The 23670-nt window shown below is 37.9% G+C and carries 18 protein-coding genes; 13 read left to right on the forward strand and 5 right to left on the reverse strand.

Going from position 1 to position 23670, the window contains the following annotated elements:
• Positions 1-248: 248 nt before the first annotated feature.
• The 4 genes from H560_RS0116435 to H560_RS0116450 all read right to left on the reverse strand — a co-directional run bounded on the left by H560_RS0116435 (position 249) and on the right by H560_RS0116450 (position 4744).
• Positions 249-893, reverse strand: a complete 645-nt coding sequence (locus tag H560_RS0116435) for a 50S ribosomal protein L25/general stress protein Ctc (protein ID WP_027381036.1) — start codon at positions 891-893, stop codon at positions 249-251.
• Positions 894-948: 55 nt separating this feature from the next.
• Positions 949-1887: a ribose-phosphate pyrophosphokinase gene (locus H560_RS0116440; RefSeq protein ID WP_027381037.1), complete on the reverse strand. Its 939-nt coding sequence runs from the start codon at positions 1885-1887 to the stop codon at positions 949-951.
• An 82-nt stretch (positions 1888-1969) separates the two neighbouring features.
• Positions 1970-3502, reverse strand: coding sequence for an SGNH/GDSL hydrolase family protein (locus H560_RS0116445; RefSeq protein ID WP_027381038.1), 1533 nt, complete (start codon positions 3500-3502; stop codon positions 1970-1972).
• Positions 3503-3511: 9 nt separating this feature from the next.
• The gene (locus tag H560_RS0116450) at positions 3512-4744 is read right to left on the reverse strand and encodes an OmpP1/FadL family transporter (protein ID WP_027381039.1); all 1233 of its coding nucleotides are present in this window, start codon (positions 4742-4744) and stop codon (positions 3512-3514) included.
• A gap of 272 nt (positions 4745-5016) precedes the next feature.
• Between H560_RS0116450 and H560_RS0116455 the strand changes: the two genes are divergently transcribed.
• The 6 genes from H560_RS0116455 (at position 5017) to H560_RS0116480 (ending at position 13179) form a co-directional block, all read left to right on the forward strand.
• Positions 5017-6441 (forward strand): PSP1 domain-containing protein, encoded by a 1425-nt coding sequence (locus H560_RS0116455; protein WP_027381040.1) that lies wholly within the window; start codon positions 5017-5019, stop codon positions 6439-6441.
• Positions 6434-6898 (forward strand): gliding motility lipoprotein GldH, encoded by a 465-nt coding sequence (locus H560_RS0116460; protein ID WP_027381041.1) that lies wholly within the window; start codon positions 6434-6436, stop codon positions 6896-6898. The genes H560_RS0116455 and H560_RS0116460 overlap by 8 nt, the downstream gene beginning before the upstream one ends.
• Positions 6899-6904: 6 nt before the next feature.
• Positions 6905-9283, forward strand: a complete 2379-nt coding sequence (locus H560_RS0116465) for a penicillin-binding protein 1A (protein WP_027381042.1) — start codon at positions 6905-6907, stop codon at positions 9281-9283.
• A gap of 74 nt (positions 9284-9357) precedes the next feature.
• Positions 9358-10899 carry a protein adenylyltransferase SelO gene (locus tag H560_RS0116470; RefSeq protein ID WP_027381043.1) on the forward strand — a complete coding sequence of 514 codons (1542 nt, stop codon included), beginning with the start codon at positions 9358-9360 and terminating at the stop codon, positions 10897-10899.
• Between the two features lie 78 nt (positions 10900-10977).
• Positions 10978-11826, forward strand: coding sequence for a T9SS type A sorting domain-containing protein (locus tag H560_RS0116475; protein ID WP_027381044.1), 849 nt, complete (start codon positions 10978-10980; stop codon positions 11824-11826).
• Positions 11827-11904: 78 nt separating this feature from the next.
• Complete coding sequence (locus H560_RS0116480) at positions 11905-13179, forward strand: DUF6080 domain-containing protein (RefSeq protein WP_027381045.1); 1275 nt, start codon at positions 11905-11907, stop codon at positions 13177-13179.
• Between the two features lie 118 nt (positions 13180-13297).
• Here H560_RS0116480 and H560_RS0116485 read toward each other — a convergent pair whose 3' ends face one another.
• Positions 13298-13837, reverse strand: coding sequence for an SPOR domain-containing protein (locus H560_RS0116485; protein ID WP_027381046.1), 540 nt, complete (start codon positions 13835-13837; stop codon positions 13298-13300).
• Between the two features lie 185 nt (positions 13838-14022).
• On the opposite strand from H560_RS0116485, the gene H560_RS0116490 reads away from it, so the two are divergent.
• The 7 genes from H560_RS0116490 to H560_RS0116525 all read left to right on the forward strand — a co-directional run bounded on the left by H560_RS0116490 (position 14023) and on the right by H560_RS0116525 (position 23638).
• Positions 14023-15384 (forward strand): c-type cytochrome, encoded by a 1362-nt coding sequence (locus H560_RS0116490; protein ID WP_027381047.1) that lies wholly within the window; start codon positions 14023-14025, stop codon positions 15382-15384.
• 22 nt (positions 15385-15406) lie between these two features.
• Positions 15407-18472 (forward strand): TAT-variant-translocated molybdopterin oxidoreductase, encoded by a 3066-nt coding sequence (locus tag H560_RS0116495; RefSeq protein ID WP_027381048.1) that lies wholly within the window; start codon positions 15407-15409, stop codon positions 18470-18472.
• Between the two features lie 25 nt (positions 18473-18497).
• On the forward strand, positions 18498-19895 hold the full coding sequence (gene nrfD / locus H560_RS0116500; RefSeq protein WP_027381049.1) for an NrfD/PsrC family molybdoenzyme membrane anchor subunit: 1398 nt from the start codon (positions 18498-18500) through the stop codon (positions 19893-19895).
• On the forward strand, positions 19882-20403 hold the full coding sequence (locus H560_RS0116505) for a DUF3341 domain-containing protein (protein WP_027381050.1): 522 nt from the start codon (positions 19882-19884) through the stop codon (positions 20401-20403). Before nrfD ends, H560_RS0116505 begins: the two co-directional genes overlap by 14 nt.
• Position 20404: 1 nt before the next feature.
• On the forward strand, positions 20405-21118 hold the full coding sequence (locus H560_RS21880) for a c-type cytochrome (protein ID WP_034753091.1): 714 nt from the start codon (positions 20405-20407) through the stop codon (positions 21116-21118).
• Positions 21119-21126: 8 nt separating this feature from the next.
• Positions 21127-22458 (forward strand): hypothetical protein, encoded by a 1332-nt coding sequence (locus H560_RS0116515; protein ID WP_027381051.1) that lies wholly within the window; start codon positions 21127-21129, stop codon positions 22456-22458.
• A 163-nt stretch (positions 22459-22621) separates the two neighbouring features.
• Entirely contained in the window at positions 22622-23638 is a 1017-nt protein-coding gene (locus tag H560_RS0116525; RefSeq protein ID WP_027381053.1) for a hypothetical protein, read from the forward strand.
• Positions 23639-23670: the final 32 nt, after the last annotated feature.

Genomic DNA, 23670 nt, shown 5'->3' on the forward strand with positions numbered 1-23670 from the left:
TCGGATTCTTGTTGCTGGTTGGCGGATGTCTTATGATAGAAATATTCGATGGATAAGATATATTTTGAACTTAAAATCTGAATACGAAGATCGCTAAGTTTTTTTGACTAATAAATATTTTAGGCTCACAAAGCCGTTTCACTTATAAAAAGGGTATAAAGATTTTTGATTGGTAGGATTTACTTTTAAATAATTAAAAAAACCTGCCAATAAATTGACAGGTCTTATATTGTTTAAATAAGCAATTCTTATTCTGCTGCAGTTTCTTCTGCTGCCGGAGCTGCTCCTTCTGCAGCAACTTCTTCTTCATCCTCATCATCGTCTGCTGCACCAGCACCAGCCTTCATTGCATTTCTAGACATCTTAACTGCTACCACAACTGCGTTGTCCGGGTGCATGAAAGTATATCCTTCAGTCTTGATACCACCGATGTAAAGTTTGTTACCGATTCTTAATGGAGTAACATCTACAACTACCTCATCAGGTAAGTTAGCAGGAATAGCTTTTACTTTCAATTTTCTGAAAGACTGACGTAAAACACCACCAGCCACAACACCTTTTGAACGTCCTGTAATTCTTACAGGAACCTCCATGATAACTGGCTTATCGTCAGCTAGCTGATAGAAGTCTGCGTGAAGAATTTTGTCTGTAATCGGGTGGAACTGAATATCCTGAAGAACAGCCGGAATTGTTTGACCATCAACCTCAATAGATACCGTGTGTGCTTCAGGAGTATATACCAAACCTTTGAAAGCTTTCTCTTCTGCAGAGAAGTTCAATGGCTCACCACCTCCGTAAACAACACAAGGAACTAATTCAGCATCACGTAAAGCTTTTGTAGACTTTTTGCCCACGCTTTCTCTTTTTGTACCTTGAATTGTAATAGATTTCATTTATAAAAATTTAAAAAATTGTTTCAAAATTAATTTGCAAACTTTTGATTATCAATTAAATAACAAATTTACTACTAATTGATTGATGCTCATGAACCATCTTCATAACGTCCGCAAATAATGGGGCGCAAGATAGCACTTTTATTTTAGATGACAAATTATTTTTCACAGGAATTGAGTCAGTTACAATAACTTCTAAAATTTTAGAGTTCTCGATATTCTCATAAGCCTTTCCGGAAAGCACTCCGTGAGTAGCCATTGCTCTTACGGATTTTGCCCCTTTTTCCATAAGGATGTCCGCAGCTTTGCAAAGCGTTCCCGCAGTATCGATCATGTCATCAATAAGGATCACGTTTTTCCCTTCCACATCCCCGATAAGGAACATTTCTTCTACAACGTTTGCTTTTTTTCTTTCCTTATAAGCAATTACTACTTCTGCACCAAGGTGGCCGGCATAGTTTTTCGCTCTTTTTGCACCTCCCATATCCGGAGAAGCGATCGTAAGGTTTTCAAGATTCAGGTTTCTGATGTAATCCACGAAAATCGTAGATGCATACAGATGATCCACCGGAATTTCGAAGAATCCCTGAATCTGGTCTGCGTGAAGATCCATTGTCATCACCCTCGTAGCACCTGCAGCTGTTAAAAGATTAGCAACCAATTTTGCCCCGATAGGTGCTCTAGGCTGGTCTTTTCTGTCTTGTCTTGCAAGCCCGAAGTAAGGAAGTACTACTGTAATGCTTTTAGCAGAAGCTCTTTTCGCAGCATCAATCATTAAAAGAAGCTCTAATAAATTGTCTGCTGGAGGAAATGTAGATCCAATCAGGAAAACTCTTCCTCCTCTTACAGATTCATCTAAAACGGGCTCAAATTCTCCGTCGCTGAACTCCTGAAAGTTGATTTTTCCTAATTCCTGCCCATAATGCTGGGCAATTTTCTCTGCCAAGTCCTTACTCGTCCTTGTACAAAATAGATAACTTAACTGATCGGCCATTTTTACTTTTTAAAGATTTTGCAAATTTAAAAAAAAACCACAAGATTTACTCCTGTGGCTTCTCAATTTTTATTTCTAAATATTAAGGGAATTTTACACCCGAATATTTATTAGGATCTACCTGTGGAAGTGTAGACTTGTATTTATCATTAATTGATTTTATGAATTCATTAGCAATTAAAGCATATCCTCTTCCGGTAAGGTGAACACCATCTAACGAGAAGGTTCCTCCTGTAACGAACTTCGCAGTATATTTTACTCCGTCAAAAGAAATTCCTGACTGCCCGTTAAGCTCAATCATCTTCTTATTTGCATCTACAAATGCCAATCCATACGTATCAGCAAGTGTTTTGATTGAAGAATTGTAAGCATCAACTGCCGTTTTCACTGTTGCAGCCTCTGTTTTCGTCAATACATGCTGATTTTGCAATGGATAAGAGATCCCGTATACATTTACCGGAGATGGAGCTCCCGGAGCTGTTGTCCCGATTAATGATCTTGTTGTAAGAAGGATATAATCATCTGCCGTCGTCTGTCTTGCCTGCCCGAATATTTGCCCGAAAGCAGTTGCAGTCGGCAATCCTAAAGAAGGCGTTAAAGCGGCTGTAAGCTGTGCGGAAAGATTCGGAAGAGATTCATCTTTAATTAAAACAGGGTTTGAAGCTGTAGAAGAAAGCAGATTAATTCTGTCTCCTGCCCCAAATGCCGTAAGAGCCTGCTTTAATGGCCCATATAAACTTGTATTAAGCGTTGCAAGGTTTGCACCCAATGCTGCAGGCGTCAAGGGATTGTAAGGCACTGTTGTAAAATACGGAATAGAAGTTACATAAGGAATATTAGCAATAACCCCTTTTGTAGCACCTCCGGCTTTCAATTTGTCTAAACCGGCTTTGATAGATCCGGCAACTACATTCGGATCCGAAATATCATTCGGTCCATAGGTTGCAGGGTTTGTATTTCCTGCCTGGTTTGTACCCATCCCACCACTTGTAGCATAACTTAAAACATCATTATTTCCGATCCAGTAAGAAAAGAATGTAGGTTGTTTTGCTACCGCATCATCAATTACTGTAGAAGTATTGCTTGAAGAGAATCTTGCATAATAAGGATTGGCCGTTCCCAAAAGGATCCCTGAAGGATTTCCATATCCCGGAGCTACCAGGTGAAATGATTTTGCACCAGGAACCCCGAAATTATTTAAAGGACCGGTTACTTTATTCAACACATTTGTAGTAGGTGTTCCAGATACATTCATGATATCCGGAGAACCGTTCGTAAATGATTTTATATAAAGTTTTGTACCTTGGATAACATTTCCTGCCAAAACAAGACCACCGTTATTATCCGCCATTAGAGGCTGTACGAAATTCCCCCCGCCCGCAAGCTTCATCTGGCCGGCTATAATGTTCGGATAAGACTCATTCTGGCCGTCAATATATAAAGCATTATCTCTATATCCCGATGTCAAAGAGTTTCCTATGGATACATAATTGGAAAAGTTGGCCTCTCCGGCAGTAACAACAATGTCTCTTACGTCATTATCAAAATCATCCTCACAGCTCGTTGTAAAAAGCAGAGCGGAAATCGCAAGTGTAGAAATTATAATTTTTTTCATATTCTTCAATTAAAATGGGTTATAAGATAAACCTAAACCTAAATAGAACGCTGTAGCTTTAGCCTGTCCGTAAAAGCCAAGCCCTGCATTTTTCACGTCTCTTGCCTGAGGCATTGCATATCCTCCTGCAATATCAACTCCGAATTGCTTTAATTTAAATCCAACCCCTCCAGTCACTACATAAGTATTAAATGAAGGTGTTTCCGGAATAAAGTTTTCATCAGAATAAGGAGATTCATCATAATATGCTCCTAAACGTCCGTAGATCATACTGCTGAATGCATATTGAGTTCCCAATCTGAATGTTTTCGCATTTCTGAAATTCTTAGGAGAAACCAACACGGTAGGATCTGCCTGATTTCCGACAGGTGCCTTTTCAAAATCAAGGGTAAGCTTGCTGTATCGCTCCCATCCATGATAGTTGAAGTCTGCGGAGATCTGCCATTTTGGAGTTACTTTATATGTTAAACCAATCGTATATTCTTCTACCAAAGGCAATGTAGCTGTAAAATTATCCTGTCCTGAAGCATCTAATCCAAGCAACGGATAAATTGTCGGCGATACATTAAAGGTAGCCTTTCCGTTTTTAGCCTTCATATCAACAGGCGAACGGTACGCAACACTTACATCCAGTTTCGGGTCCGGTCTGAAATAGAAACCGAAGCTATATCCGTGGCCGCTTGCTTTTTCGTCATTAATATTAAGTGTACCTCCGAATTGAGTTACTGCTTTATCCCAATCTACTTTTCCTTTTGCATAGATGTAGCTCGCCCCGAAAGCCAGCCAGTCATTAAATTTATAGGAAACCATGGGCTGGAAATAGAAACTCTTCAGCTCAAGCTTCTGCACCATTTCTCTTCCTTCCCAGTCATTTGGCCATTCAATAGTACTACCAAAAGGTGTGGAAAAACTGAAACCAATTGATAATTTGTCAATCGGCTTATAAGCAATCGCAGCATAGATCGGCGTTCCCATCGGGTTATCAGTCTCAGTGCTCTGCAAAGTATTCAGATTCTGAAAAGTAACCTTATTGCTCGCTCCAAATCCTCCGGCAACAATACTTAGTTTCGAAGGAATGAATGACATACCCGCAGGATTGAAGAATGCCACACTCGCATCTTCAGCATGCGCACTGGTATGTGCCATCGCCAATTGCTTTACCCCCTGCAGAGAAACCCTGAAGCCTCCTGCGTAAGATAGAACACCTGCCAATAATGCAGTTGATACTAATATTTTTTTCATAGACTATTATTATATAACCCAAATATAAAATTATTTTGGTTACCCCTGTTAATAAATCATAAATTTTTAAACAATATGAACAAAGAAAATTATGTTTAAAATAACACTTTTTGCAAAACAACGCTAATCACATCGTTGTGAGATGGTTAATAGAATTTATGTTAATATTCTTATTTTTTGTTTAACATTAAACATCTGAATTTCTTAATATTTGATTATTTTAGACCTCATAAAGATAAAAATCATAAATTTGCAAATTAAATATATAATATATGAGTTGTGGATGTAAAACATCCGGCGATTCTGCACATTCTTGCGGACCCAAGAAGACCGCGAATGGCTGTGAAAATGTAAATACCTGTGGTAATAGTTATAAATTAAGTGTTTTTGACTGGCTTTCTAACATCAGCAACCCCGCATCAAACAGATGTGATGTTGTGGAAGTTAGATTTAAAAATGACAGAAAATCGTTTTTTAAAAATATAAATAATATCCCGTTACACATAGGTAGTGTAGTTACAGTAGAATCAAGTCCCGGACATGATGTAGGTGTGGTAAGTCTCACCGGAGAATTGGTAAAGATTCAGATGAAAAAGAAGAAATTTTCTGAAGAATCTGCCCTTAAAATATACAGACAGGCCAACCAGAAAGACTTAGAAGTCTGGCAGGAAGCCCGTAAAAAAGAAGATAACATAAAAATAGAAGCCCGAAAAATAGCACACAGGCTTGGTCTTGAAATGAAGATCACCGATGTGGAATATCAGGGTGATGCTTCAAAGGTAACATTTTATTATACTGCCGACAACCGAGTGGATTTCAGGCAGTTAATCAAAGAGTACGCCGGAGCTTTCCGTACGAAAATCGATATGAAACAGATCGGTTTCAGACAGGAAGCTGCAAAAGTGGGCGGAATCGGGTCTTGTGGAAGAGAGCTATGCTGCTCTACATGGCTTACGGATTTCAGATCTGTTAATACCAATGTTGCAAGATATCAGCAGCTAAGCATTAATCCTCAGAAACTTGCGGGACAGTGCGGAAAGCTGAAATGCTGTCTTAACTATGAATTAGACAGTTACCTTGATGCTCTAAGTAATTTTCCTTCTTCTTCAACTACTTTGGATACGGAAAAAGGAAGAGCTTTCTGTATAAAAATTGATGTTTTCAAAAAGAAAATGTGGTTTGCTTATGTAGACAGCTCTATCGCATGGTATGACTTTGACATTGATTTGGTTAAAAAATTAATTGCAAAAAACAAACGCGGCGAAAAAATCCTTCCTCTTGAAGATCTGAAGCAGCCGGAAGCTCCTTTTGCGAGCATTGATCTTATTCAGGAGAACAATGTAGACCGTTTCGAGAAGAAAAACAGGGGAAATAACAGGAATAAAAATCAAAACAGACCGAATAACAATCAGAACAATCAAAATCAGCAGGGTCAAAAGAAAAACAGCAACAGACCTGAAAGACAAGACCGTCCTGAGAGAAATGAAAGATCTGAAAGACCTCAGAAACAGGAAAGACCGCAACAAAATGCAAATGCAAACGCCAGCAACCAGCCGAGACAGCAAAAGCCTCAGCAGCCCAAAGCACAGCTGGAAAAAGTAGATGCAGCCGTTAATCCTGATCCTGAGAAAAAAGCAAACCCGAACAAGAAAAAATTCAAAAAGAAGTTTCCTCCAAAAAAAGACAACAATGCGTAAAATTTTAGGATTATTTACTCTTATCCTTTTCTTTAGCTGCAATTCTTCTTCTGAGGGAGAGGTAATAATGAATTCTGTCAACAGTAAATGGAATAAGAAAAGCGAACAAAAATTTAATCTTGAAATTTCAGATCCGCAAAATCCTAAAAATATTATATTTGTTGTAAGAAATAACAATGATTATCCGTACAGCAATGTAAGATTTATTGTCAATTTCACCGACCTTCAAAGCAAGAAAAAACAAACAGATACCCTGAACTATGTTTTGGCAAAACCAAACGGAGAGTGGCTTGGTACAGGATTTGGTGACACGAAGGAAACTTTATTTCAGTATAAGCTGAATTATAAATTTCCGGCAAAAGGAAAGTATGAAATCGGCGTATCTCAGGCAATGAGAAACGACAACCTTCCGGGAATTGAAGATATTGGAGTAAAAATTGAAACGGCTAAACCGTAATCATCAATGGAAGAAAACAAACAAAACACAGGAAATAAAGGGAAAACTTTCCCGCTTCCTCCCAAAAAGAGAAATACCGCCTGGAAGAGGTGGGTAAAATTTATCTGGATAGGACTTATTGCTCTCATATTAGGAATTTCAGGACTTTTCTTTGCTGTTTCCCAGGGTTTTCTTGGAGAAATGCCGGATGTAAAGGAGCTTGAAAATCCGGACATTTATGTGGCCTCTGAAATCTATTCGTCAGACGGTGTTTTATTAGGTAAGTTTGAAAAAGAGAAGACGCAGCCTATTGTTTATAAAGACCTTCCTCCTTTCCTTGTTTACGCTTTACAGGCTAAAGAAGATGAGCGTTTTAAGGAGCACTCGGGGATTGATCTGCAGTCTGTTGCCAGAGCCGTAGTATATGGTGGCGGACGAGGTGGTGGTTCTACCATTACCCAGCAGCTGGCTAAATTACTTTTCACAAACGGAGCTTCTCAGAATAAGATTGAAAGAGCTTTCCAGAAATTAAAAGAATGGGTAGTGGCTGTAAGTCTTGAAAAAAGATATACGAAAGAAGAGATTGTAACCTTATATTTCAATAAGTTCGACTTTTTATACAACGCGAACGGAATTGAAATGGCATCAAGAATTTATTTTAACAAAAAAACTTCTGAGCTTACATTACCGGAAGCTGCAATGTTTGTTGCGATGCTGGAAAATCCGGTGAAAAACAACCCGATGAGAAATGCCGAAAGAGCAAAAGCCAGAAGGGATGTTGTATTGGATCAGATGCTGAAAACCGGATATATCGATCAGGCTACTTTCGAAAAAGCTGTTTCTACTCCTATTACGCTTGATTATCACCCGATCAAAAATATTAATGATGATTATTCCGCTTATTATAAGTTTTACTTAAAAAAGGAAATTGATAATTATCTTAAGGATTACGAAAAAGAAAACGGTAAAAAATTAAACCTTTACAAAGACGGTTTAAAAATATATGTAACCCTTGATTCCAAAATGCAGAAATATGCTGAAGAAGCAATCAAGGAACACTTAACCGACCTTCAGAAAAGATTTGATGCAGAGCAGAGAGGCAGAAAAAACAGGCCTTTCTATTATCTGACAGACAAACAAATCAATCAGGTAATGGTTCAGGCGATGAAAAGAACCGGACGTTACAAGCAGTTGAAAGCAGCTGGCGTTTCTGAAGATTCCATCATGCTTGAATTCAAAAAACCGATCAAAACATCTCGTTTTACATGGGCAGGTGAAGAAGAGGTGGAAATGTCTCCTTGGGATTCCATCAGATATCACAAGCAAATTGCTCAGGCAGGCTTAATGTCAATGGTTCCGGGAACAGGCGAGATTAAAGCATGGGTGGGAGGTATTGACTGGCAGCACTTCCAGTATGATCACATTAAACAGGGAAAAAGACAGGTAGGTTCCACATTTAAGCCTTTCGTGTACGCAACGGCAATCATGAAACTTGGGTTAACTCCTTGTTCAGCGGTATCAAACGGTACTTATGATCATAAAGGATGGCATGTACCGGGAAGAGGCGGAATGCTGACTTTAAAGGATGCTTTAGCTCACTCTCAAAACCCTGTTGCAGCCAGATTAATCGAAATGACAGGCGTAGATGCCGTTATCCAGACCGCAAGAGATCTTGGGGTAACAGAGGAGATACCTAGAAATAATACCATTGCATTAGGTTCATCAGATATTACAATCTACGAAATGTTAGGAGCTTACAGTACTTTTGCCAACTATGGTAACTACAATAAGCCGGAAATGATCTGGAGGATTGAAGATGCCAACGGTAGAGTAATTAAGGAAGTAAATGTAGATCCTAAAGAAGTTATGAACCCAATGTACGCTTACACCATGATTGAGCTTATGAAAGGTGTGGCACAATTCGGTACAGCATCCGGAGAATTGGGAAGAAAAGGAATTTCCAAAGATGTTGAAATTGCAGGTAAAACCGGAACTACTCAGAACAACTCAGATGGTTGGTTTATGGGAATTACTCCAAAACTGGCAACAGGAGCCTGGGTAGGCTGGGAAGACAGGGCAACCCACTTCTTTGGGACAGGTGAAGGTCAGGGTGCAAAAATGGCATTGCCAATCTGGGCTATCTTCATGAAGAAAGTCTGGGCAGATAAGAGTCTGGGAATTTCACCGGAAGACAAATTTGTAAAACCTTCAGAATGGAAAGACGGATGTTCAGACCTTAAGGGAATGGGCTCAGGATATGGAGACGACGGAGGATTACAAACCATAGATGAGATTAAAAATCCAAAACCGGCAGAGCCTGCAACCCCTAAAAACAATTCAGGTAAAAAAGAAGAGAACATCAATGAAAACCTGAACACAGGTGAAGAAATAGACTTCAATAAATAAATTCTCTTTTAGAATACATAAGACCTTTCAATGATTTGGAAGGTCTTTTCTTTTATAATTAATATCTTTGAAGTATGAATATCGAAAACATAAAGCAACCCTTCATAAAAAAATTCCCGGGAGATTTTTCTGGCAACCCAATGCAGAGAAACACCCCAAAAGTTGTATTTGCCACCATACAGCCAGCCGGTTTCGATCATCCGAAATTGATATCTTTTAATGAAAAACTTTCGGAAGAAATAGGGCTTGGAAAATTCGAAGAAAAAGACCTTGATTTTTTAGTAGGAAATAATCTTCCTGAAAATATTAAATCTTATTCGACGGCTTATGCCGGACATCAGTTCGGTAACTGGGCCGGGCAATTAGGTGACGGAAGAGCAATTCTTGCAGGGGAAATTGAAAATAATTCCGGTCAGAAAACAGAAATCCAATGGAAAGGGGCCGGAGCAACGCCTTATTCGAGGCATGCAGACGGTAGAGCCGTGCTGAGATCTTCTGTCCGCGAATATCTGATGAGTGAGGCCATGTTTCATTTGGGAATACCGACAACCAGAGCCTTAAGTTTGGCTTTTACTGGAGAAGATGTGGTAAGAGATATGATGTACAACGGCAATCCGCAGGATGAAAAAGGAGCAGTGGTAATTCGTACGGCGGAAAGCTTTCTGCGTTTCGGGCATTTTGAATTAATGTCGGCACAGAGAGAGTATAAAATATTGCAGGAACTTGTGAATTTCACCGTAGAAAATTATTTTAAAGAAATAAAATCCGAGGGTGTTCAAAAATATAAAGATTTTTTTGAGGAAGTAAGCAGAAGAACTGCTGATCTTATGGTGGAATGGTACAGAGTCGGATTCGTACATGGCGTAATGAACACCGACAATATGTCGATTCTTGGCTTAACAATCGATTACGGGCCTTATTCTATGATGGATGAGTACAATCTGAATTTCACTCCCAATACCACCGATCTTCCAAGCAGAAGATATGCTTTCGGAAAACAGGGGCAAATATCCCAATGGAATCTCTGGCAGCTTGCGAATGCGCTTCATCCTCTGATTCAGGATGAAAAATTTCTTGAAGATGTTTTGAATGATTACGGAAGCTATTTTTGGGAAAGTCATGACAAAATGCTCTGTAAAAAGTTCGGTTTTGATGAATTATTAAAAAGTGACGAAGCATTTTTTACAAATTGGCAGGGTCTGATGCAGGAACTTCAGCTTGATTATACTTTATTTTTTAATGAGCTTGAAAAATATGATGATCAAAAAGATTTGAGAGATCAGTTTGAGAATGTTTCTTATACTTTTCTAAATGATGAAAAACTTTCTAAGCTTGAAGGATTCATTAAGACTTATCTTGCACGATTGGATAAAAACAATATTTCAAGAAAAGAATCTTTGGACCTTATGCACAATACAAATCCAAAATTTATTTTAAGAAATTATCTTTTGTATCAATGCATCGAAGAAACTAATGCCGGTAAAACTGAAATGTTGGAAAAATTAACCCATGCCTTAGAAAATCCATACCATACCATTTACCCTGAATTTTCTGCTAAAAGACCTTCCAATTATGACGATATTTCGGGGTGTTCAATGCTTTCCTGTAGTTCGTAATCCTGCAAAAATTAATATTTTATGATTTTTTTTCATCGTGTTGTCCTTTTTTTAATTAATTTTAAACAAATTAAACTCATGAAAAAACTTTTACTTTCTTTAGGATTAGTTTGTGTTGGAGCTTTAGCCAATTCACAAATTTTATTGTCAGAAAACTTTGAAGGAACTACATTTCCTCCAACAGGATGGTCAAGAGCAAATACTAATGCATCAAGACCTTGGGATTTTACAACGGTAAACTTTACTGCTCCAGCAGTATCTGAATACACAATTTCTGGAGCTAAATCTGCTTCTATTAATTGGATTGCAGCTCCCAATACTGCCACATTAACAAGCCCTTCATTTAGCTTAGTCGGAACTACCAGCCCAAATTTATATTTTAAAGTGGTTGTAGGATATTCTTACATGGTGGTGGATGACGCTGGTGATCTTTTCGCGGAAATATCCACTAATGGAGGAACTACGTGGACTCCTTTATGGAATGATGACGCTGAAACAGGATTTATAGACGATGGCGATGGTGATCCTGATACCGACCTTTACAATGAGAATATTGTTTCCGTGCAAAGAAGTCTTGCCGCTTATGCTGGTCAGGCAAATGTGCAGATAAGATTCCGTTATGTTGGTAATGATGCGGATATTGCTGCGATAGATGATGTGATAGTATCTGCAACAACGTTAGCAACTAACGAAGTTAATACGAAAGCAAAATCCGTAAAAATCTATCCTAATCCTACAAAAGGAGAAGTCAATATCAAATCAGATAAGAAGATTAAATCTACCAGCATTGTAGATTTCACTGGGAAAACAATCCTGAGGTCTGCCTCAGAAAAAACAGATCTATCTTCACTTCCAAAAGGAACATATGTGATGCAGGTAGAATTCACAGATGGTTCTTCAACTTCTGAAAAAATAATTAAAGAATAATTATATATCAAATAAGTTATAAAAACTCACCTCATTTGGTGAGTTTTTTATTTTTACTTTTGTAAAAACTTTTAACAGGTGTCTAAGTTCAAAACAAAATTTCTTCATTTTTTTAAGCTAATTTTCCCTTCAACCGGAATAGAATTGATTGTCTTTCTCTTTTTCTTGGTTGCTTACGGATATTTAGGATCTTATATCGCGATTCATTATAAAATCATTTTTGACAGCAGAATTCCGTGGGATGCTTATTTTAGTTTTGATAATAAATCGATTGTAATGAGCGGCGGGAGCTTTGAGAGGCACCCACTATCCTATTATTTTTTTAATTGGATCAGAGAGACAGCCTTATTTCTTTCACATGGAAAAATGGATGGTAACTTTCGGTTTGCCTTGGCTTGGTTCAGCAATATTGCAGTAAGTCTGAGCGTATTACAAGTTTTCAAATATTTGAAAAATATCATTGGACTGCCTTTGATAATGAACTCGTTACTAACCTTATTTTTCGGTTCCTTTTCAACTACCCTGCTCCTTTCCTTTACCCCGGAAAACTTTACGTACACTTTATTCTTATTGACTTTATTTAATCATTATTCAGCAATAAAACTAAAAAAAGAGGAAAAGATCCCGGCATTAGCGCTTGCTTTTTCGGGAACCTCCATCGGAGGATTAACGGTCACAAATATTGTTAAAGTCTTCATTCCCATCGCATTTGAAAAAGGTATATTTAAAAACTGGAAAAAATTTGGAAATGCGGTATTGAGGGTTCTTTTCACCTGTGTTTGCTTTATTTTGCTGTATTTAAATAGGATTGATTTTAACTATAAAAACATCTTCAATAAAACAAGTGAACAGTACGAAAAATTCTCAAATGTGAACTCTACACCCACTTGGGACATGATTCTTTCTTACTTTTTTGGAGGAAATATCCTGTTCTCTAATTTCATCATCCGGGACAAGCATAATATGAAGGGGCTCGACTATAAAGGCATTGTAATGGACGTTTATTCTTCATGGGTTCCTTACATTTTTATTGCCGTATTATTGTCTTTAATTTTTTGGAGTTACTTTAAAAATTTCAAAAATAAACTGGTCCAAGTCCTGATGATTTCTTTCCTGTTTGATATCATTATCCATTGTGTGATGAGGTTCGGGCTGCATACTTCCTACATTTACGGCGGCCATTTTGTTTTCATCTATCCGCTATTGCTGGGATGGCTGTTTTATGCATATAAAAACACCCCTAAAACCCTGTCTTTTCTTGGAGTGATCTTTTGTATAATGCTCACCTACCTTGTTGCAAATAATTTCCTCCGAATGGCAGAATTCTTCTGGTTTTTGAATCAATATTATTAAATCAATGGGTTTAAGCCCCAAAATTCATTATGAATTTCTGAAAATAATGACACAATTAGTATCTAAATAAGAAAAGCCGGAAAAATTCCGGCTTCAATTTTATTATTTTTACTTAAATCTACTTTGCTTCTGAGCAGAAAATTCTGTACTGTACTGCGATTGCAGATTTAAAATATTCTCTTACTTTGGAGAGGTCCGATGCTGCACTTTGTTTTGTGAAATAACTTCCTGCTAAAATTTTATAATTCGGTCTCAGAGATGCATCAGTTTCCACTTTCAGGTTCGGGAATCTTTTTCTGAAATAAGATTTCACCTCATTGGCCTCTTCATTACTTTTTACCGTTGTTATCTGGATTTTGTATCCTAAAATCCTTGGATTTTTTCTACAGATTTCAGCGTTCGTAAGCTCTCTGCTCGGAACGTAGATTTTTGTAGGTCTTGCCGGTGTATCATCATTGTCCATATCTCTGGATGGCGTATTAGAAGCTACCCTAGAACATTTGTCCTCAAGGCTTTCCAGCGCTCCGCTTACCTTAGAATCCATCACCATGATGAGTTCTGTTCCGGCCAATGTGTCTTTTTTTACAATCTGTTGAGCATCAACATTATAAAATCCAAATAATGATACTACCGAAATTATTTTGATTAAATTTCTCATTTAAACTTGTTTCCGCAAATTTATACAAATTAAAAAATTATACCAAACACAGTTATTTAGAATCAATACAAATTAAACGTAAATGATATTTTCCCCTTTGGATATACCGTTAAATTCCTGTTAAAAATATTATTTTTGCGGAATTGATTGAATGTTCAATATTTTACTAACATAAGATAATTTAAATGATTAGTTGGAGAAAGCATTATAGACAAACGTTGATCGCAATAGGCTTATTGTTATCAACCAGTGCTTCAATTTACGGGCAAGACGGCGATCCTAAGAATGGTGAGAAACTTTTCAAAGCGAATTGTACTGCATGTCACGCACTAGACAAACAAGTTGTAGGACCACCCCTGAAAGGTGTTGTAGAACGAGTAAAGACGGAAGGCGGTGTAGATACAGATTGGCTTCACAAGTGGATCAAGGACAACAAAGCTCTGAGGGCTTCTGGAGACAAGTACGCCAATGAGATTTTTGAAAAATATAATAAGACTGAGATGCAGGTCTTTCCAAATCTTACGGATAAGGACATTGATGACATCTTAGCATACACAACTAATCCGCCGGCTCCTGAAGAGAAAAAGGCAGAAGCTGCACCAGCAGCAGATGCAGCGCAGGCAGCTCCGACAAACAGCTCTACGACTACAAACATCGTAATTATTTCACTTATTGCCATTGCTGGTTTATTGGTTTGGATCTTAATTAAACTAAGACAATTAGTAAAATTAGGCCAGTCTGATGACTTAGCGGGACTAAACGAATCAAGAGTTCGTTCTTTCAGTGAAATCTATGCAAAATATCACTATGTAGGTAAAGGATTAATCGCAATCCTTGCGCTTCTGGCAACTTATGGAATCTGGAACTGGATCATGTGGATCGGGGTTTACAAAGGATATAAGCCGGAACAGCCTATCTATTTCTCACACAAAATCCACGCTGGAGAACAGAAGATTGACTGTCAGCTTTGTCACTCAAGTGCTAAATACGGTAAGGTATCTGAAATCCCTTCTATGAACGTTTGTATGAACTGTCACAGAACAATTTCTGAATACAACGCAGAGCACTACATGGAGCCAGGAAAAGACAAGGCATTCTACGACGGAGAAATCCAGAAAATCTATGCTGCTACAGGTTGGGATCCTGCAAAACAACAGTACACAGGGAAAACTCAGCCAGTTGAATGGACAAGAATCCACAACATGCCGGACTTCGTTTACTTCAACCACTCTCAGCACGTTGTAGCAGGTGAGCAGGCGATCATCAATTCTTTCAACAAAAAGAATCCAAACAACAAAATTGATGTTGTATGTAAGGCTTGTCACGGAAAAATTGACACAATGAATGTTGTTCAAATGGCTAATGACTTCACAATGGGATGGTGTATTGAATGCCACAGAACTACAGAAGTTGATATGAACAACGGTTATAATAAAGAATACTTCAAGAATCTACATGACAAGTTGAAAAAACAATACCCTAAGGATGGTGGTAAGATTACTGTAGATGCTATTGGAGGTCTTGAGTGTGGTAAATGTCATTATTAATAACTAAAAATTAGAAGTATAAATGGCTTCAAACAAAATACAATTTAGAAGTATTCACGAACTTAAAGACCCGGCTTTAAACAATAAGCTGGCTCAAAAAGAGTTCCAGGAAGAAATTCCGGTAGAAGATTTCCTTGGAGATGCTGAACAGAACGGATCTGGTACTTCAAGAAGAGATTTCTTAAAACTATTAGGTTTCTCTACTGCAGCGGTAACATTAGCTGCATGTGAAGCTCCGGTAATCAAAACAATCCCTTATGTGGTAAAACCGCATGACATTATTCCGGGGGTTCCGAATTATTACGCTTCAACATATTTCGATGGGTTCGACTTTGCCAGTGTTTTAGTAAAAACCAGAGAAGGCAGACCAATCAAAATAGATCCAAACCCGGCTGCAGGTGATTTAGGTAAAACTAACGCAAGAGCTCAGGCAAGTGTACTTTCTCTTTATGATAATGATAAAGTAAAACAGCCGAAATTTGAAGGTAAAGATGAAACTTTCGATAAAGTAGACAGTTTTGTAATCAAAGGGCTGGAGGAAGCTAAAGCAGCAGGTAAAAGAATCGTATTATTGTCACATTCTTTTGCTTCACCTACTTTCAAAAAATTATTCGCTGAATTTAAAGCAAAATATCCTACAGCAGAATTAGTAACTTATGATGCTTTTCCTTACGCAGCAGCTTTAGATGCGGCTCAGGAAGTATTTGGAACAAGAGCATTACCTGTTTATGACCTTAAAGGGACAGAATTGGTAGTTTCTTTCCAGGCTGATTTCTTAGGAGATTATAACGGTGGAAGTTTAGAAACTTCTTACGCAGCAGCAAGAAAGCCGGGCGCAACTATGTTGAGACACATTCAGGTGGAATCAAACATGTCGTTGACAGGTGCTAACTCAGACGAAAGAATCAGATTAAAGCCAAGCTTAGTAAATAAAACTTTAGTTGAGGTTTACAACGCAATCGTAGGAGGTGGTACTTCTGATAAAACAGCTTCTGAATTGGCAAAAGAACTTCAGGCAAAAGGCAGCAAAGCTGTTGTTTTAGCTGATGGTTCTAAAGGTGCACAGGTTTTAGCACACTTAATTAACCAAAAATTAGGTTCAGTTGCCTTCACAGGTAAAGCGAACTTATTAAAAGAATTCGATAAGGCAAGATTCCAAGAATTCCTTGGATGGGTAAATGCAGGTCAGGTTGGCGTGTTGATCGCTAACAATGTAGACCCTATTTATTCTTACCACAAGGGAGAAGACTTCAAAAAGTCTTTAGCAAAAGTTCCTTATGTAATTGCTGTTGCAGATAAGAAAAATGAAATGTACAAAGCAGCGAAAGCTGTAATTCCTGTAGCTAACTGGCTGGAATCTTGGGGTGATATTGAACCTCAGACAGGTGTATATTCATTAATGCAGCCTACGATCCAGAAAATCTATAAATCAAGACAGATCGAAGAATCTTTATTGGTTTGGAAAAATGGTAAAAACAACGCTGCTAATAATTATTATGATTATTTAAAAGCTAATGCTTCTTCTATTTTAGGAGGAACTTCTTTCAACAAAGCTTTATATAACGGTATCAATGTTTCTCCAAATGCTATGACATTGTCTTACGCCGGAGGAAATGCTGCCCAGGCAATTGCTGAATTAAGCGGTTTCAAATCTTCTGATCTAGAATTGGTATTATATACTAAGACTTCAATGGGAGACGGTACTCAGGCAAACAATCCTTGGCTGCAGGAATTACCGGACCCTATCACAAGAATGTCTTGGGACAATTATTTGACAATTTCTCCTAAAGATGCAGAAAAATTCGGTATTGAAAACGATCTTAACGCAAGAATGCAGTTGGACGGTTCTATCGTAAACCTTACTGTAAATGGAGTAACAATAAAAGATGTTCCTGTATTCATACAGCCGGGACAAGCTGAAGGATCTGTAGGTCTTGCACTTGGATATGGTAAGAAAAACTCAGGAACTACAGCTGATACAGGTGTAAATGCTTATCCTTTATTTGACGGGTCTAACTTAGCTATTTCTAATGTAAAGATCGAAAAAACAGGAGAAGATCATGAGTTCGCTGGTATCCAGCTTCAGAATACATTGATGGGACGTTACGAAATTGCTAAAGAAGTTCCATTAAATGAATTCCTAACAGTAGCATTCGATGATGAGCATAAAGGATGGAATAAGCCTTTGGAATATCATACAATAAGCGGGGCACTTCCTGCAAGAAAGATTGACCTTTGGGATGCTTTCGATGATACAGACGGACCTCACTTTAATCTTTCTATCGACCTGAACTCTTGTACGGGTTGTGGAGCCTGTGTTATTGCCTGTCAGGCAGAAAACAATACTCCGGTTGTAGGTAAAGAAGAGATCAGAATGTCAAGAGATATGTATTGGTTAAGAATTGACCGTTACTATTCTTCAAGACAGAAGGTAGAAGTATACGAAGGATTAAAAGAGGGAATGGCTGTTCCGGAATTATACGGAACCGCATTCGGAGACGGTGGAGCATTGAACCACCCTGCAGATAATCCGGACGTAATCTTCCAGCCGGTAATGTGTCAGCACTGTAACCACGCTCCTTGTGAAACGGTATGTCCGGTAGCGGCTACTTCACACGGTAAACAGGGTCAGAACCACATGGCTTACAACAGATGTATCGGTACAAGATATTGTGCAAATAACTGTCCTTACAAAGTAAGACGTTTCAACTGGTTTACATACAACCTGAATGATAAGTTCGATTTTAATATGAACAATGATTTAGGAAGAATGGTACTTAACCCGGACGTTGTTGTAAGAACAAGAGGGGTAATGGAGAAATGTTCAATGTGTATCCAGGAAACTCAGGCTACTATCTTAAACGCTAAGAGAGAGAACAGAAAAGTAACAGATAAAGAATTCCAGGCATCTTGTGCTTGTGCTGCTGCTTGTTCTACGGGAGCTATGACTTTCGGAGACATGAATGACAAAGAATCTGAAGTGAGAAAGCAATATGCTTCAAACAGAAGATATTATTTACTGGAAGAGATCGGAACCAAACCAAACGTGTTCTATCACACTAAAGTAAGAAACAGAGTAGAAAAATAAAGTTTAAATAATAAATAGGTAAAAAATGTCAGGACATTACGAAGCTCCGATAAGGGAACCTCTGATTATTGGTCACAAAACTTATCACGATATTACAGAAGATATCGCACGACCTATCGAAGAAAGAGCAGGTAAATTATGGTGGATCTCATTATATGCAGCCTTAGTTCTATTCATCTATGGATTCGGATGTATCGCTTATACTATCGGAACAGGTATTGGAGCATGGGGGCTTAACAGAACTATTAACTGGGGTTGGGATATTACCAACTTCGTATGGTGGGTAGGTATCGGTCACGCCGGAACCCTAATCTCAGCGGTATTATTATTATTTAGACAGAGATGGAGAATGTCTGTAAACAGATCTGCAGAGGCGATGACGATCTTTGCGGTTGTACAGGCGGCAATCTTCCCGGTAATTCACATGGGTAGAGTTTGGGTAGGATATTGGGTATTCCCTTTACCAAACCAGTTCGGTTCTCTTTGGGGGAACTTTAACTCTCCTCTACTTTGGGACGTATTTGCAATCTCTACATATTTCTCAGTATCTACAGTATTCTGGTTCATGGGTCTTATCCCTGATTTTGCAATGATCAGAGACAGAGCAAAAACTCCTTGGACTAAGAAAATTTATACATTCCTTGCATTCGGATGGGGTGGTAAAGCAAAACACTGGCAAAGATTCGAAGAACTTTCTTTGGTTCTTGCAGGTTTGGCAACTCCACTTGTATTCTCGGTACACACTACTGTATCTTTTGACTTCGCAACTTCGGTTATTAAAGGATGGCACTCTACAATCTACCCTCCTTACTTCGTTGCCGGTGCGATCTTCTCAGGATTCGCAATGGTACAGACCCTATTGTTGGTTGCAAGAAAAGTTTGTCACCTTGAGGACTACATTACAATGTATCATATTGAAATTATGAACATCGTAATTATCTTAACAGGTGGTATGGTAACGGTAGCTTACGCAACAGAATATTTCATCGGATGGTACTCCGGATCAAGATTCGAAGACTTTACGTATCTTTCTCCAGGTGCTGCTGTGGGACCTTACTGGTGGGCTTTCTGGTCACTTATTATCTGTAACCTTGTTGTTCCTGCTTCTTTCTGGTTCAAGAGACTTAGAACGAACATTATCTGGACATTCATTGTTGCATTAATCATCAACATCGGTATGTGGTTTGAACGTTTTGATATCATTGTTATCAACCTTTCAAGAGACTACTTACCAGGATCTTGGACGATGTTTAAACCAACGATCATTGATGTGGGTGTATATTTAGGAACAATCGGATTCTTCTCTGTATTATTCTTATTATACGCAAGAACATTCCCTGTAATTGCACAGGCCGAATTAAAATCGATTTTGAAAATCTCAGGTGAAACTTATAAAGCAAAAGAAGGAGATGAGCACCACTAAAATTGTATACGGACTTTATGCTGACGACGACGATTTAATGAACGGCGTTAAAGCATTCAACGATAAAGGAATCGCGATAAACGAAGTCTATACTCCGTTTCCGGTTCACGGACTAGATAAAGCTTTAGGTTTAAAGAAAACAAGAATTTCTGATGCCGCTTTCATCTATGCTTGTTATGGGGTTACTATCGGTGCTACTTTGACATGGTATGTGATGAACCACGACTGGCCTCAAAATATCGGTGGTAAACCAGCTTTCGATTGGGGACACAATATGCCGGCATTCGTAGTACCAATGTTCGAGCTTATGGTATTCTGTGCTGCTCACATGATGTCATTAACTTTCTTGGTAAGAAACAAAATGTATCCCGGAGCACCTGCACAAAACCCGGATCCGAGAACTACGGATGATAAATTCATGATGGAATTTGTAACTGATGATGTAGAATCTGTAAAACAGTTACTTATTGAAACTGGAGTAGAAGAAATAACTGTTAAAGACGCTTAAAATGAAAAAGAACGTATTAAGAATTACAGCAGTTTTAGGTCTAACAACAGTTTTACTTAATTCTTGCGGACCGAAAAAGAATACACCACTGGTATATTTCCCGGATATGTATTTCCCGGTAGCTTATGATCCATTGATGAAAGCTCAGGATGCTTATTCAGATCATGAAAATGAAATTCCAGCTTTCGTAAAAAATAATGGTGCAACAGGTCTTTCTCCTGTAGAAGGATCAGTAGCTCAAAATAAAGACGGTATTTTTGAAGAAGGATTACTTCCAAAAAATGTAGATGAATATAACGCAGGATATGAAGCGTCAAAATCAATGACAACTTCTCCTTTAAATCCGGCTAATGCAGCTAAGGATATTGAAAGAGGAAAAATGTTATTTGACCGCACTTGTGCTGCTTGTCATGGTGTAGGTGGAGACGGACAGGGCCCAATTGTACAGTCAGGAGCTTTCTCAGGTGTACCAAACTATGCTGATAGAGAACTTACTGTAGGATCTGTTCATTATGTATTAACAAACGGTAGAAACGCAATGGGATCTTATGCAGGACAACTTAACGCTGGCGACAGATGGAGAGTTGCAATGTACGTAATGAGCGCATTCAAAAAAGGAGCGGCGGCACCTGCAGCGGCAACAGCAACTGCTACAACAGCAGCACCGGCACCTGAAGCAAAAGCAAAGACTGAAACTACCGAAACTAAAAAATAAGAAAAGAAATGTATAGTTTTTCACCAAAATTAAAATCAACTTCTATAATCCTTCTTGTTGTAGGTTTAGTTCTATTTGCTATCGGTTTCTTTATGAATAAAGGGATTTCTACAGAACAGATAGAACATATGATGGAGGCTGTTCATGCTTCTGGTCATACTGCTCCTACACATTCCAGTGAAATGGTAGGACCTCAGGACCATGCAGCTCACCTTGAGCACGCCACTCTTCAGGTTCACAACCAGCCTTTAGCGGCAATACATTTTGTAGCTGTATTTTTCTTCGGAGTTAGCTGCTGCGTATTGTTCTTCTACTCTATTCAGCACGCTGCACACGCAGGTTGGCCAATTATTATTACAAGAGTAATGGAAGCTATTGCTTCTTATATTCCTTACGGAGGTGCTATTTTGATCATCCTGATGATTTTGAATATCACACACAACGGCCACCTTTTCCACTGGATGGATCCTGAATTGACAGACCCGAACTCACCTCATTTTGATGTGATCTTATTTGAAAAGAAAAAATTCTTAAACATACCTTTCTATGCAGTAAGAACGATTATCTACGTTGCTGGAGCCTCTTTCTTCGCCTGGAAACTGAAAGCACAATCTAAACTTGTAGACGAAACAAAATCTAAAGTAGATTATCAAATGCTTTACAGATGGGCAGTAGGATATATTGCATTCTTCGGATTTGCTTCTGCAGCTTGGGCATGGGACTGGTTGATGTCTATTGACCCTCACTGGTATTCTACAATGTATATCTGGTATTCAATGGTTAGCTGCCTTTCAAGTGGTATTGCGGTGATCATTCTTCTAAGTGTTTATCTTAAGAAAAATGGTTTCTTACCACAGTTCAATGACAATCACCTGCATGATTTAGGAGTATTCCTTTTTGCTACAAGTATGCTTTGGACGTATACATGGTTCGCTCAGTTCATGCTTTATTGGTATGCAAACGTTCCGGAAGAGGTTAACTACTTCTTCGGAAGATTCCAGCACTACTCTCCTACATTCTTACCGATGCTGATCATCAATTTCTTGTTACCACTACTGGTATTGGTGAGCAGCAGCATCAAGAGAAACTACAAAGTGGTTACAATAATGGCAGTAGTAGTTTTATTAGGACACATTTTGGATTATTTCAATATGGTAATGCCGGGAACGGTAGGGCCTTACTGGAAAACTCCTGAAGTATTCTTACTAATCTTGGGAGCTATCCTATTCGTAGCAGGATTATTCATGTTTACAGTGCTTACAGCATTATCTAAGCTTAAACTGATCCCTACAGGAAACCCTTATTTACATGAATCTGAAATTTATGAATATCCTTTCTAAGGAATTTGTAACAAGATAAAAATAAGAAAGACTGATTGTAATGATCAGTCTTTTTTTTATGTAATAAAAAGAATAATTAAAAATTTGATGCAACCTTTTTAATTTTTTTCCTGTCTTATAATTGTAAATCTGATTTTTAAATAATAATAAAACCAAAATTGTTATGAAAAGGAATTTTTTCTTATTTGTATTTCTATTGATAGTAAATATTCTTAACGCACAAACCATCACTTTTATTTCAGAAAGAACCAATAAGCCTCTTCCAAAAGTTTCAGTATTCGGAAAAGACGGAAGCATTGTGGCTTATTCTGATATTGACGGTAAAATTGATAAGCAGGCCTTAAAGCCTGATCAGGAAAAATTTCAATTGGTTTATAATAATGCTAATGTAGCAACACTTTCGTATGCGGATTTTGATAAAGATGTCATTAAAATCATAGATAATGTGAGAGACATTGAAACAGTTGTGATCAAAAATAACAAGCCGGCAAAATACATTTTTGTGAAAGGAAATTTCAACTCTTATGTTACTTTAAACAATAAATTAAATTCTTTTACAGACGGAATCATAACTTATGTTTTCGACAATAAAACGAAAAAACTAAAGAGCACACGCATTGAGCAGTACAGGGTTTTCAGAATACAAAATGCAGCAGAAGACAGAAAGCAGGCTTCTTCATGGGATTATGCATTTTTCTTAAAAGTTCCTGAAATGAAGCAGATAGGAGACATAGCTGAATACAAAAAAAGTAAAAACACAAAGATAAAAGAACTGAAAGGCGAAACTAAAGATGAAATAGAAATTACCGGTGAAGCATTTCAGGAGAAAGAATTTTCTTTTTTAGGATTAAGATTTTTTGACTTCAAAAGCATTTTAAATGTTGCTTACGAAAAAAATTCTCAAAAAACATTAAAAGATCTTTTAGAATACAATAAAATTGTTTCTCTTCATTTAAAGCATAAAAGTGAACCAGACTATAATTCAGTGATTATTTATGACAATTTTTACCCTACCGAACTGAGCTTTGGTAATGAAAATAACCTGGAAAAAGTAAAATTTGACACCTATTCCAGCTACTATACAGCTCCTTACTGGCAAGATCCTGATTATCAGAATATGCAGACTATTTTCAGCTCTTTCTTCGGGTCCAATCTTAAAGAACAACAAAATAAAAAATAAAATCCTCTATTAATAAAGGTTTTAGTAAATTT

It is taken from the genome of Chryseobacterium daeguense DSM 19388, from assembly GCF_000430825.1.
Classification (GTDB): Bacteria; Bacteroidota; Bacteroidia; order Flavobacteriales; family Weeksellaceae; genus Chryseobacterium; species Chryseobacterium daeguense.

What these genes read in the sequence shown, in the direction of transcription:
- H560_RS0116435 (WP_027381036.1), bottom strand. Translation starts at nt 893, where the DNA reads ATGAAATCTATTACAATTCAAGGTACAAAAAGAGAAAGCGTGGGCAAA.
- H560_RS0116440 (WP_027381037.1), bottom strand. Translation starts at nt 1,887, where the DNA reads ATGGCCGATCAGTTAAGTTATCTATTTTGTACAAGGACGAGTAAGGAC.
- H560_RS0116445 (WP_027381038.1), bottom strand. Translation starts at nt 3,502, where the DNA reads ATGAAAAAAATTATAATTTCTACACTTGCGATTTCCGCTCTGCTTTTT.
- H560_RS0116450 (WP_027381039.1), bottom strand. Translation starts at nt 4,744, where the DNA reads ATGAAAAAAATATTAGTATCAACTGCATTATTGGCAGGTGTTCTATCT.
- H560_RS0116455 (WP_027381040.1), top strand. Translation starts at nt 5,017, where the DNA reads ATGAGTTGTGGATGTAAAACATCCGGCGATTCTGCACATTCTTGCGGA.
- H560_RS0116460 (WP_027381041.1), top strand. Translation starts at nt 6,434, where the DNA reads ATGCGTAAAATTTTAGGATTATTTACTCTTATCCTTTTCTTTAGCTGC.
- H560_RS0116465 (WP_027381042.1), top strand. Translation starts at nt 6,905, where the DNA reads ATGGAAGAAAACAAACAAAACACAGGAAATAAAGGGAAAACTTTCCCG.
- H560_RS0116470 (WP_027381043.1), top strand. Translation starts at nt 9,358, where the DNA reads ATGAATATCGAAAACATAAAGCAACCCTTCATAAAAAAATTCCCGGGA.
- H560_RS0116475 (WP_027381044.1), top strand. Translation starts at nt 10,978, where the DNA reads ATGAAAAAACTTTTACTTTCTTTAGGATTAGTTTGTGTTGGAGCTTTA.
- H560_RS0116485 (WP_027381046.1), bottom strand. Translation starts at nt 13,837, where the DNA reads ATGAGAAATTTAATCAAAATAATTTCGGTAGTATCATTATTTGGATTT.
- H560_RS0116490 (WP_027381047.1), top strand. Translation starts at nt 14,023, where the DNA reads ATGATTAGTTGGAGAAAGCATTATAGACAAACGTTGATCGCAATAGGC.
- H560_RS0116495 (WP_027381048.1), top strand. Translation starts at nt 15,407, where the DNA reads ATGGCTTCAAACAAAATACAATTTAGAAGTATTCACGAACTTAAAGAC.
- nrfD (WP_027381049.1), top strand. Translation starts at nt 18,498, where the DNA reads ATGTCAGGACATTACGAAGCTCCGATAAGGGAACCTCTGATTATTGGT.
- H560_RS0116505 (WP_027381050.1), top strand. Translation starts at nt 19,882, where the DNA reads ATGAGCACCACTAAAATTGTATACGGACTTTATGCTGACGACGACGAT.
- H560_RS21880 (WP_034753091.1), top strand. Translation starts at nt 20,405, where the DNA reads ATGAAAAAGAACGTATTAAGAATTACAGCAGTTTTAGGTCTAACAACA.
- H560_RS0116515 (WP_027381051.1), top strand. Translation starts at nt 21,127, where the DNA reads ATGTATAGTTTTTCACCAAAATTAAAATCAACTTCTATAATCCTTCTT.
- H560_RS0116525 (WP_027381053.1), top strand. Translation starts at nt 22,622, where the DNA reads ATGAAAAGGAATTTTTTCTTATTTGTATTTCTATTGATAGTAAATATT.